Annotated in this window: 6 protein-coding genes; 3 read left to right on the forward strand and 3 right to left on the reverse strand. The window is 71.4% G+C overall.

The genetic code is table 11. The annotated features are described in order from the left end of the window. Positions 1–116: 116 nt before the first annotated feature. Positions 117–2477, reverse strand: a complete 2361-nt coding sequence (locus tag AC54T2_RS05760; protein ID WP_496665734.1) for a transglycosylase domain-containing protein — start codon at positions 2475–2477, stop codon at positions 117–119. Between the two features lie 195 nt (positions 2478–2672). Between AC54T2_RS05760 and AC54T2_RS05765 the strand changes: the two genes are divergently transcribed. Beyond that, positions 2673–2960, forward strand: a complete 288-nt coding sequence (locus AC54T2_RS05765) for a WhiB family transcriptional regulator (protein WP_186339920.1) — start codon at positions 2673–2675, stop codon at positions 2958–2960. A gap of 19 nt (positions 2961–2979) precedes the next feature. Here the strand turns inward: AC54T2_RS05765 and bagB are convergent, their stop codons facing one another. Together bagB and bagA are read right to left on the reverse strand one after the other, a co-directional pair. After that, a complete protein-coding gene (bagB, locus tag AC54T2_RS05770; RefSeq protein WP_496665735.1) occupies positions 2980–4137 on the reverse strand; it encodes an ATPase BagB in 1158 nt (385 codons plus the stop codon). Continuing rightward, on the reverse strand, positions 4134–5159 hold the full coding sequence (gene bagA, locus AC54T2_RS05775; protein WP_496665736.1) for an ATPase BagA: 1026 nt from the start codon (positions 5157–5159) through the stop codon (positions 4134–4136). Before bagA ends, bagB begins: the two co-directional genes overlap by 4 nt. A gap of 209 nt (positions 5160–5368) precedes the next feature. Between bagA and AC54T2_RS05780 the strand changes: the two genes are divergently transcribed. Continuing rightward, positions 5369–11551 (forward strand): ThuA domain-containing protein, encoded by a 6183-nt coding sequence (locus AC54T2_RS05780; protein ID WP_496665737.1) that lies wholly within the window; start codon positions 5369–5371, stop codon positions 11549–11551. Positions 11552–11640: 89 nt separating this feature from the next. After that, the gene (locus AC54T2_RS05785; protein WP_489975524.1) at positions 11641–12468 is read left to right on the forward strand and encodes a 3-oxoacid CoA-transferase subunit A; all 828 of its coding nucleotides are present in this window, start codon (positions 11641–11643) and stop codon (positions 12466–12468) included. Positions 12469–12473 lie beyond the last annotated feature (5 nt).

The raw sequence follows: 12473 nt of genomic DNA on the forward strand, positions 1-12473 counted from the left end.
TCAGAACGCGCCGACTCGGCGCTCCAATGCCGTCAGAACGCGCCGACTCGGCGCTCCAATGCCGTCAGGACGCGCCGACTCGGCGTTGAGTAGGCGTCAGAACGCGCCGACTCGGCTCAGCCGTTGCCGCGACCGCCGCCGCGGCCGCCGCGACCCTTCCCGCCGCCGTTGCCCTTGGGCGGGGGCGGGACGTAGCCGGTCGAGGTGTAGAGCGTGACCGGGTCGCCGCTGCTCAGCCGGGTGCCGGGGTCGGGGGAGGTGGAGGCCACCAGGCCCTCCTCCATCTCGGAGTTGACCTGGCCGCCGTCGGCGACGGTGAAGCCGGCGCCCTGGAGCGTGGCCGTGGCGGCCTCGACGCTCTGGCCGGTCACGTCGGGCACGGCGGCGAGCACGCCGGCGATCTCGTCGCCGGGCGGGGCCTGGAAGTCCTCGTAGTCGAGCTTGGGCGACACCGCCGCCATCGCGTCGCCCCAGATCGGGCCGGCGACGGTGGAGCCGAACGCGCTGCTGATGTAGGTGCCGCCGACCACCTGGCCGTTGAGGGTGAGCCACTCGCCGAACTCGTTGGCGCCGGCGACCATCGCCGCGGTGGCGAGCTTCGGCGTGTAGCCGACGAACCACACGGCCATGTTGCTGTTGTTGGTGCCGGTCTTGCCCGCCGACGGCTTGTCGATCGCGATGTTCTGGCCGAAGCCGCCGGGCTCCATGACGCCGCGCAGGATGTCGTTGACGGCGTCGGCCGTGGCGCTGGGCATGACCTGCTCGCACTCGCTGGGGAACTCCTTGAGCATCTCCCCGGAGGAGTCGAGCACCGCGGTGACCGGGCGCGGGTCGCAGTGCAGCCCGCGCGCCGCGAACGTCGCGTAGGCCTGCGCCATGGTGAGCGGGTCGGCGTCGGAGACGCCCAGGATCCACGACGGCACCTGCTGCTCCGGGGGCACCGTGACGCCCATCTGCTTGGCGAGCTCCAGCGGCTCGCACATGCCCGTGCGCATCTCGAGCTGGGCGAAGAAGGTGTTCACCGACACCTGCGTGCCCGTGTAGAGGTTGAACGTGCCCGCGCCCGTCGAGTTGGCCACCGGCCAGCTGCCCTCGCCGGCGTACGGGCCGTCGCAGGTCTCGAACTCGTAGTCGGGGATGTCCATCTGCTGCGGGGAGCTGATGCCCGTGCTCAGCGGGATCCCCTGGTTGATGGCCGCGGCGAGGACGAAGAGCTTGAACGTCGACCCGGCCTGGAAGCCGTTGGCGTCTCCGTACTTCTTCGGGACGGTGTAGTTGAGGTAGGTCTCGCCGCCCTTCTTGTCCTTGCCCATCGGGCGCGACTGGGCGAGCGCGCGGACGTCACCGGTGCCCGGCTCGATCATCGCCAGGCCGCCGATGGCCTGGTCGGTCTGGAAGACGTGGGAGGACACCGAGTCGTCGGCGGCCTTCTGCATGTCGAGGTCGATCGTGGTGTTGATCGTCAGGCCGCCGTTGTTGAGCGTGCGGCGGCGCTCCTTCGGCGTGTCGCCGAGGACGGGGTCCTTGAGCAGCCAGTTGACGACGTAGTCGCAGAAGAACGGCGCCCGCGACTGCTGGCAGCCGTTGGGGGAGGTCTCGATGTCGAGCGTCTTCTCCAGCGGCCTGTTCTTGAGGCGCTCGGCCTTCTTCTCGGTCAGGATGCCGAGCTGGGCCATCCGGTCGAGGACGACGTTGCGCCGGCTCTCGGCACGCTCGGGGTTGTCGACGGGGTCGTAGCCGACCGGGTTCTTCACCAGGCCCGCCAGCGTCGCCGCCTCGAGCATGTTGAGGTCCTTGGCGTTCTTGGAGAAGAAGTGGCGCGCGGCCGACTGGACGCCGAAGGCGCCGTCGCCGAAGTAGGCGATGTTGAGGTAGCGCTCGAGGATCCAGTCCTTGCTGTGGTTCTGCTCGAACGCGATCGCGTAGCGCAGCTCGCGGACCTTGCGCGCGTAGGTCTCCTCGGTCGCGGCCTTGCGCTCCTCGTCGGTCTCGGCCTGGTAGAGCAGCGTCTGCTTGACCATCTGCTGGGTGATCGAGGAGCCACCCTGCACGGAGCCGCCGTTGGCCTGGTTGGTGATGAACGCGCGGAGCGTGCCCTTGAGGTCGAGCGCGCCGTGGTCGTAGAAGCGGTAGTCCTCGATCGCCACGATGGCCTTCACCATCGGCCGCGAGATCGAGCCGAGCGACACGTTGATGCGGTTCTGGTCGTAGAGCGAGGCGATCAGGTTGCCGTTGACGTCGTAGATGCGCGTCTTCTGCGACAGGTCCTTGGCCTCGAGCGACTCGGGGAGGTTGACCATGCCCTTGCTGACGTCCTTGGCCGCGACCCCCACGATGCCCGCGAACGGGATGGCGAGGCAGGCGACGAGGACGCCCATCACGACGGCGACGGCCGCCATCACCGCGAGGTGGGACGCGACGCGTCCGGCGTCGGGGCCCTGGCGGCGCCCGGAGGGCGAGGACGAGCGTGAGGACATGGCAACCAGACTACGCGGCGCGCCCCTACCATCCGGAATCCAAGCGGCGCAGCGGAGTAGTCAGATCGGACTATACGAATTGGGCCACTCGGCCCCTGCCTCTACCCGTGTCGTTCGTTTACTTTTCATTCTGAGTCGAGGATGGCCGCTATGGGGGCGGCCGACCGGCTCGACAATCACCGTGGGGTTTGACTTATGTGGGTCGAGGACTGGGCAGCACGCGCCGCATGCAAGGGCGACACGCCGGACGCACTCTTCGTGCGGGGCGCCGAGCAGAACAAGGCGAAGCAGGTCTGCGCGGGATGCCCCGTGCGCACCGAGTGCCTGGCCGAGGCGCTGGACAACCAGATCGAGTGGGGCGTCTGGGGCGGCATGACCGAGCGTGAGCGCCGTGCGCTGCTCCGCCGCAAGCCCGGCTCGTCGTGGCGCACGATCCTCGAGACCGCCCGCACCAAGGTCGAGGCCCCGGCCGTCAACGTCTGAGCCGACGTCTGACCACGGGTCAGGCGCCCCGCGCCAGGCTCTCGCCGATCTCGCGCAGGCCGTCGAGGTCGTGGACGTCGCCGGCCATCGCCGGCACGACCGCCGTCGGCACCTGCGGGTGGGCGGCGGCGAAGCGCTCGCGCAGGTGGCGCTCGCGCTCGATCAGGCGCACCCGGTCGGCGTGCAGCCGCAGCAGTCCCGCGGTGAGCGACGCCGAGTCGGTCTCCTGGAGCCGGTCCGCGGCGGCGACCGCCTCCGCAGCCGACAGCTCGGTGCGCGCCGACGGGCTGGCGCGGTTGACGACCAGGCCGGCGAGCGGCATGTCGTCGTCGGTGAGCCGGTCGACGAAGTAGGCGGCCTCGCGCAGGGCGTCGGGCTCCGGCGCGGCGACCACGACGAACGCCGTGCCCTCGGCCTGCAGCAGCGCGAAGGTCTGCTCGGCCCGCTGGCGGAACCCGCCGAAGAGGGTGTCGAAGGCCGCGACGAACGTCTGCATGTCGCGCAGCACCTGCGCGCCGAGCACCTTGGTCAGCGCGTTGGTCACCACCGACAAGCCGGCCGTCATCAGCCTGGCCGGGCCGCGCGCCGGGGCGAGCAGCAGCCGGATGAAGCGACCGTCGAGGAAGCTCGACAGGCGCTCAGGCGCGTCGAGGAAGTCGAGCGCCGAGCGCGACGGGGGCGTGTCGACGACGATCAGGTCGTGGCTGCCGTCGGCCAGCGCCTGTCGGTGCAGCTGGCCGAGCTTCTCCATCGCCATGTACTCCTGGGTGCCGGCGAACGAGCTGGAGAGCGCGACGTAGAACGGGTTCTCCAGGATCTGCCTGGCCTTCTCCGGGCTGGCCTGCGACTCGACCACCTCGTCGAAGGTGCGCTTCATGTCGAGCATCATCGCGTCGAGCGAGCCGCCGGCGGTCGCGTCGACGGCGGCGACCGGGCGCGGGGTGTTGTCGAGCTGCTCGATGCCCATCGACTGCGCGAGGCGGCGGGCCGGGTCGATGGTCAGCACGACGACCTTGCGACCGCGCTCGGCGGCCCGCAGCGCGAGCGCCGCGGAGGTGGTCGTCTTGCCGACGCCGCCGGCGCCGCAGCACACGATGATCTCGGTCGTCGGGTCGTCGAGCAGCGAGTCGACGTCGAGCGCCGGCGCCGGCGGGACCCCGTCGCCCGCGGGCCTCATGCCATCCCCTGGCGTCGCAGGAGCTGGGCCAGCTCGACGAGGGCACCCTGGTCGATGCCGCCGGCGAGGCGCGGCAGCTCGTAGGTCGGCACGCCCTCGGCCGCGACCAGCGCGCGCTGCTCGTCCTCCAGGCGCCGGCGTACGGCGTGGTCGCGCGCCTCGGCGACCAGCGACTCCACCAGCCCGGTGTCGACGTCGACGCGGGCGCGGGCCAGGTCGGAGGCGACCTCGGTCGGGTCGACCGCGCCCGCACGGACCTGGGCGAGCGCGCTCGCGCCCAGCTCCTGCGGGCGCACGAGGTTGACCACGACCCCGCCCACCGGCAGCCCCGCCTCACGCAGCTGGGCGATGCCGTCCGCGGTCTCCTGCACGGGCATCTCCTCGAGGATCGTGACGAGGTGCACGGCCGTGCGCGGGGAGCGGAGCAGCTCCATCACCTTGTCGGCCTGCGACTTGATCGGCCCCACCTTGGCAAGTCCGGCCAGCTCGGAGTTGACCCCGAGGAACTGGCAGATGCGCCCCGTGGGAGGCGCGTCGAGCACCACGGCGTCGTAGGCGATCTGCTCCTTGTTGCGCGCGCCGCGCGGACGCTGCACCGCCTCGTAGACCTTGCCGGTGAGGAGCACGTCGCGCACGCCGGGGGCGATGGTGGTGGCGAAGTCGATGACGCCGAAGCGGTCGAGCGCCCTCCCGGCGCGGCCGAGCTTGTAGTACATCGAGAGGTACTCCAGCAGCGCCGACTCCGGATCGATGTGCAGGGCGTGGACCTGGCCGGAGCGGCCGTCGTCGCCGGGGGCGCCCTTGGCGATGCGGCGCTCCTGGTAGGGCAGCGGGTCGACGTCGAACATCCGGGCGATGCCCTGGCGGCCCTCGACCTCGCAGAGCAGGACGTTGCGTCCCTCCCCGGCCAGCGCGAGCGCCAGCGCCGCAGCGACCGTGGACTTGCCGGTGCCGCCCTTGCCCGTCACGACGTGCAGGCGCACCTTCGGCCAGTCGACGGGGGGGTCGGCACGGGGGCTCACGCTGCCGAGGATAGCCAGCCCGCCCGTGCCCCGCGCCGGGTGCTTCTACGCCTGCCTGCGCGTCTTTTCCATGACTGGCACCGTCTTTTGGTTGACCGTCAGACAAAAGTCTGCGAGCGTCTGGCTTGGACCACCAGTGACCCACGTCACAGGCCTGTCCGGCACTGCCACCACGCCCGCCCGCACGCCGCACTCTCGGAGGCCCTGGGATGTCCACCACCACCTCGCGACGGATCGCACGCCGGTCCACCGTCGCCACCGCGCTGACCGCCGTGCTCGCCCTCGTCGGCAGCGTCCTGCTCGGCGTCGTCGCGGCGCTGCCCGCCCAGGCCCACGACGGCCACGGTCACGTGCTGATCTTCACCGAGGACCAGGCGGGTGACTGGCACGACGCCGCCATCGCCCAGGCGACGCCGAAGGTGAAGGCGGCGCTCGAGGCCGAGGGCATGACGGTCACGGTGGTGCACAAGGAGACCGCCGGCGGGTCGGAGGCCGTCTTCACCGACGAGGGCCTCGCGCCCTACGACGCGATCCTCGTCTTCCAGGCCAACGGCGACCCCTGGAACGCCTCGGAGAAGGCGGCCATGGAGCGCTGGATGGCGCAGGGCAACGGCATCGCGGCGGTGCACAACGCGCTGGACATGCGCGGCAACTACCCCTGGTGGGACGAGATGGTCGGCTCGATGATGCCCGGCCACGCCCCCACCGGCACCGACCCGGGCCCGTCGGGCGTGGTGCGCAACGAGGACACCACCCACCCCTCGACCCGGCACTTCACGGGCACCGACGACGTGACCCGCTGGACCCGCAACGACGAGTGGTACAACTTCAGCAACAACGTGCGCGGCTCCGCCCACGTGCTGCAGTCGACGGACGAGTCGACCTACTCCGGCGGCACCATGGGCTACGACCACCCGATCACCTGGTGCAAGCCCTACGAGGGCGGCCGCTTCTGGGGCACCGCCCTGGGCCACTTCCCGTCCCACTACGACGAGCCGGAGTTCATGGCCGAGCTCGTCGGCGGCGTGAAGTACGTCGCCGGCCTCGAGGAGGGCGACTGCGGCGGCACCGTGTGGAGCAACTTCGAGCGTATCCCGCTCGACCAGAACACCTCCGCGCCCTACGCCATCGACGTCGCCGACAACGGCTTGGTCTTCTACACCGAGCTCGTCCGCGGCCAGCTGCGCATGTACGACCCGGAGACCCAGGCGGTGACCACCGTGCTGTCGCTCCCGGTCTACTCCGGCGGCGAGGACGGCCTGCTCGGCGTCGCGCTCGACCCCGACTTCACGACCAACGGCCACGTCTTCCTCTACCGCTCCGCCGAGTCGCCCGACAACGCCGACCCCGACAACTTCGTCTCCACCGTCTCCCGCTTCACCTTCGAGGGCGGCTCGGTCGACCCCGCCTCGGAGAAGGTGATCATCGAGATCCCTGCCCGCCGCCTGCCCGACGAGCCCGGCCACACCGGCGGCGGCCTCGACATCGACGACGACGGCAACCTCTTCATCGGCGTGGGTGACGACGTCAACCCGCACTCCGAGCCCTCCGGCGGCTACGCCCCGCTCTCCGAGCGCGCCGGCACGTTCCACGACGCCCGTGCGACCTCGGCCAACACCAACGACCTGCGCGGCAAGATCCTGCGCATCAACCCCGTCGACGACCCGGGCGAGCCGGGCGCCGGGTCCAGCTACACCATCCCCGACGGCAACCTGTTCCCCGAGGCCGAGGACGCCGGGCGTGACAAGACGCTGCCCGAGATCTACGCGATGGGCTTCCGCAACCCGTTCCGGTTCTCCGTCGACAGCGTGACGGGCTGGCTGAGCATGGCCGACTACTCGCCCGACAACGGCACGGACGCCCCCGCGACGCGCGGCCCGGCGGGCATCGCGGAGTGGAATCTCATCAAGAGCCCCGGCAACTACGGCTGGCCGCTGTGCATGGGCGGCAACCACCAGGGCCAGAACCCCAACGGCGAGCCCTTCCGCGATGTCGACTACGGCAGCACCACCCCGCTCAACCCGCCGGTGGTCGGCGACTACTTCGACTGCGCCAACCCCGTCAACGACTCGGTGCGCAACACCGGCCTGACCAACCTGCCGCCGGCTCGCGCCGCGGACATGTACTACGGCTACCGCCGCTCGTCGGTCGGCGCGATCCCGCAGGGCGGTGGCCTCGCGCCCATGGGCGGACCGGTCTACCGCTTCGACGAGGAGCTCGAGTCCGACACCAAGTTCCCGGAGTACTACGACGGCAAGCCCTTCTTCTACGACTGGGCGCGCAACAAGATGTTCTCGCTCCAGCTCAAGGACCCGGCGTCCGGCACCCCCGGCTCCGAGGTGGAGAAGGTGAACCCGTTCCTGCCCGACGTGCCGTTCCTCGCGCCGATCGACTCCAAGTTCGGCCCCGACGGCTCGATGTACGTCCTGGACTGGGGCGGCGGCTACGGCCGCGACAACCCCACGTCCGGGCTCTACCGCATCGACTACATCAGCGGCTCGCGCTCGCCGGTCGCCCGCATCGACGCCGAGCCCGACTCGGGTCCCGCGCCGCTCGAGGTGAGCTTCGACGGCGGCGACTCCACCGACCCCGAGGGCGAGGAGCTCACCTACGAGTGGGACTTCGACGGCGACGGCACCACCGACGCCACCGGCGTCACCGCCACCCACACCTACACCGAGGAGGGTGTCTTCGACGCCCGCCTGACGGTCACCGACCCGGCCGGCAAGACGGGCACGACGACCTCCCCGATCACGGTCGGCAACACCCGGCCGGTCGTGGAGCTCGAGTCCCCGCCGGATGGCTCGTTCTTCGACTTCGGCGACGAGATCAGCTGGAACGTCGAGGTGACCGACCCCGAGGAGGAGTCGGTCGACCCGCAGGCCGTCGAGGTGCAGCCCGCGCTGGGCCACGACGACCACGCCCACCCGCTGGTCGCCTCACGCGGCCTCACCGGCAGCACCGTGACGAGCATCGGCGGCCACGCCGCCGACGAGAACATCTTCTACGCCATCGACGCGCGCTACACCGACACCGGTGGCGCCGACGGCGACAACCCGCTCCTGGGCTCGGACACCTCGGTGATCTTCCCCAAGCTGCGCCAGGCCGAGTGGTTCGACGCCAAGTCGGACACGGCCACCCTGGCACCGGGCCGTGACGCGGCCGGCGGCGGCCAGGTCGTGGTCGGCAGGGACGGCGCCTGGCTGGAGTTCGAGCCGGTCAGCTTCCACCGCATCGACACCTTCAACCTGCGGGTCCAGGCCAACGCCGCCGGCGGCACCATCGAGCTGCGCAAGGACGGCCCGACCGGTGAGGTGGTCGGCACCGCCGAGGTCCCGGCCACCGGACTGCAGTACCGCGACGTCGCGGTCGACGTGAGCGAGCTCGGCAACGAGACGATGGACCTGTTCCTGGTCTTCACCGGCCCCCACGACATCAAGCTCAACTTCTTCGAGGCCATCGGCCAGGGCAGCTCGCCGACCGCCAAGCCGGTCGTGTCGATCACCGAGCCGGTCGACGGCGACCAGCTCGACCCCGGCACCGAGGTCACCGTGGCCGCCGAGGCGGCCGACGCCGACGGCTCGATCGAGAAGGTCGAGTTCTTCGCGGGGGAGACCAAGATCGGCGAGGACGCCACCGCGCCCTACACCGCCGCGTGGACGACCCCGGCCGAGGAAGGCCTCCACGAGCTCACCGCGCGAGCGACCGACGACGACGGCAACACCACGACCTCCCGCCTGGTGCAGGTGCAGGTGGGTGAGCTCTTCGGCGACCTGGTGCCCTTCAGCAACGTCGACGGCGAGGTCGAGCGCCTCGGCGCCGGGGCCTTCCGCATCTCCGGGGCCGGTGCCAACGCCTGGCAGGGCACCGACCAGTACACGACGCTCTACCAGCCGGCCGGCGGAGACGAGGACTACGACGCCGTCGTGCGCGTCGACGCGAGCACGCTCGTCAACAACTCCGGCAAGGCCGGGCTCATCATCCGCAACGACATGACGCAGCCCGGCACCTCGCCCGGCTACGCCATGCTCGCGTGGCGGCGGGCCAACGGCGTGGAGTTCCTCACCGACCCCGACGGCAACGGCCAGCTCAACGCGTCCGTCGCCGGTGGCACCAGCACGGTCCCGAAGTGGCTCAAGCTCAGCCGCCGCGGCGCCCAGGTGTCGGCGTACTGGTCCAACAACGGCTCCGCCTGGACCCAGGTCGGCACTGCCGCGACGCTGACGGGGATCGGCTCCACCCAGGACGTCGGCATGTTCGTCATGGCCCACGAGTCCGCGGTGCGCACGGCCGACTTCTCGCAGTTCGCCATCGACAGCGACCCGCAGGAGCCGGAGCCGGAGCCCGAGACCCCGGGTGACCCGCTGACCTGCGTCACGGGCCCGGTGAGCGACGAGTTCGACTCCCCGGCGCTGCTTCCCAAGTGGGCGATGCGTCACGCTCCCGGGGCGTCGATCACCCAGGCCGGCGGCTCCCTGCGCCTGCCGGTGACGAGCGGCGACATCAACGAGGACGGTGCCGGGCCGGTGAGCTTCGCGGGCCAGCCCGTGCCCGCCGGTGACTGGACCGCGACCACCAGGCTCACGCTGGAGCACAGCTCGCACTGGCAGTGGGCCGGCCTGGTCGTGCACCAGTCGGACGACGAGTACAACAAGCTCGGCTTCGTGCGCCACCAGAACGGCTCACGGCTGGTGGAGTTCCAGTCCGAGACGGGCGGGACCCGCACGACGCCCGCCGCGCCGGTCGTGGCGGACGGCTTCCCGAGCACCATCCACCTGCGGCTGACCAACTCGGGCGGCACGCTCCGCGGGGCGTACTCCGCGGACGGCTCGGCGTGGACCGAGCTCGCCGGCACGCTCTCCCTCAAGTCCGGGGCGGGTGCGCGGATCGGTCTGATGGCCGCGGGCGACCTCGGCACCACCCCGCGTGTCGCACAGGTGGACTGGTTCCGGGTGACCCCGGACCGGGAGGCGGCGAGCGTCGAGGCCGACGACGAGTTCGACGGCACCGCGCTCGACGGCTGCCGCTGGGCGGAGTCGGTGCGCTACAGCTCGGGCACGGCGTCGGTGACCGGCGGCCACCTGGAGATCGAGACGGAGCCGGGCGACATCAACGCCGCCAACCCGGTCTCGCCGCGCAACTTCATCCTGCAGGACGCGCCGGAGGGTGACTGGGTGGCCGAGACCAAGGTCAAGGCCCCGCTCGAGCAGCGCTGGCAGCTCGCCGGGCTGCTGATGTACGGCGACGACGACAACTACGCCAAGGCCGACGTCGTGGCCTACAACCCGCCCGGCAGCGCGCTCGACCTGCGAGCCGAGCTCGCGGCGGAGAAGGGCGGCAACGGAGTCGGCGGCGGCGACCAGGTCGACCTCCCTGACACCACGGAGAGCGGCTACTGGTGGGTGCAGGTGACCAAGGTCGGCACCCGCTACACCGCGGCGGTGAAGTCGACCGCGGGTGCGTCGTGGACGCCCATCGGCGACGGCATCACCTACGACGGGCCGCTCAACTCGCTCGGCCTGATGGCGATCGGTCCCGAGCAGGAGGAGCCGGTCACGGTCGGCTTCGACTACTTCCACCTCGCCGCCGGGGAGGACGAGGAGCCGCCCACGGAGGAGCCGACCGACGACAAGGCCCCGGCCACCACCCTCACCTGGCAGCCCGGGAGGGCCGACGGCGAGGCGGGTTGGTTCGTCACCGGGCCGAGCTTCACCCTCGCCGCGACGGACGACGGCTCGGGTGTGGCGTCCACCGAGCACCGCATCGATGGTGGCCCCTGGACGGCGTACGTCGGACCGGTGAAGGTCGCCGACGGCGAGCACACGGTCGGCTACCGCTCGACCGACAAGGCGGGCAACGTCGAGACGGCGCAGTCCACCGCGGTCGCCGTCGACACCGGCGGCCCGCAGGTGACGGTCTCCGGGATCCGGGCACGCACCTACCCGAGCCACAAGACGGCCGACGCGGCGTGGACGGCCACGGACGCGGTGTCGGGCGTACGCAGCGTGCGCGCCACGCTCGACGGCGCGCCCGTCGAGGCCGGTGAGTGGCGGATGTGGACGCTGCCCACGGGCCGCCACACCCTCGTGGTCACGGCAACGGACCGCGCCGGCAACACAGGCTCGCGCACGGTGGTCTTCATCGTCCGGGCCACCGGCGCGTCGTTGAAGAAGGTCGTCAAGGCCGCGGCCGCCGACGGCGACCTCGGCCCCAGGCTCGCCGCCAGGCTGCTCGAGGCCGACAAGGACGCCCGCCGAGCCGAACGGTCGGGCGACCGACGGGCGGCGAGGAAGCAGCTCAAGGCGCTGCGGAAGCTGGTCCGCACCAAGGTGGACGGCGACCTTCGTGCCGCCCTGCTCGCCCAGGTCAAGGAGCGCCTGGCCAAGCGGTGAGGTCGCGCGACCAGCGGTGACACGGCCGGGTCCGGGAAGGGTGCCTCCTTCCCGGACCCGGCCCGTCGTCGGCCGCTAGGGTCTGCGCCATGGACAAAGTGGTCTCTTCCGCGGCCGAGGCGGTCGCTGACATCCCCGACGGGGCGCGGCTGGCGGTGGGCGGGTTCGGTCTCTCGGGCATCCCGTCGGTGCTGATCGAGGCGATCCTCGAGGCGGGCACGAGCGACCTCGAGGCGGTGTCCAACAACTGCGGCGTCGACGAGTGGGGGCTGGGCCGGCTGCTGTTCGCGAAGCGGATCCGGCGGATGATCTCGTCCTACGTGGGGGAGAACAAGGAGTTCGCGCGGCAGTACCTCTCCGGTGAGCTCGAGGTCGAGCTGACCCCGCAGGGCACGCTCGCGGAGCGGATGCGCGCGGGCGGCTCGGGGATCCCGGCGTTCTACACCGCGACCGGTGTCGGCACCCAGGTCGCCGAGGGCGGGCTGCCGTGGAGGTACGACGACTCCGGCAACGTCATCGTGGCCTCGCCGCCGAAGGAGACGAAGGTCTTCGCGACGCCCGAGGGCGACAAGGAGTACGTGCTGGAGGAGGCGATCGTGGCCGACTTCGGGCTGGTGCGGGCCTGGAAGGGCGACCGCCACGGCAACCTGATCTACCGGCAGTCCGCGCGCAACTTCAACCCGCTCGCCGCGATGTGCGGGCGGATCACGATCGCGGAGGTCGAGGAGCTCGTCGAGCCCGGCGAGCTCGACCCCAACGACATCCACACCCCGGGCGTCTACGTGCAGCGGGTGGTCGCACTGACGCCCGAGCAGGCGGCGGACAAGAAGATCGAGAAGGTCACCACGCGCCCGCGGCCCGAGCCGGATCCCGTGCCGGGCTCGGACGACGCGGCGAGCTTCGGACTGGGAGGCTGATCGGC

It is taken from the genome of Nocardioides sp. Z35_8 (assembly GCF_059621125.1).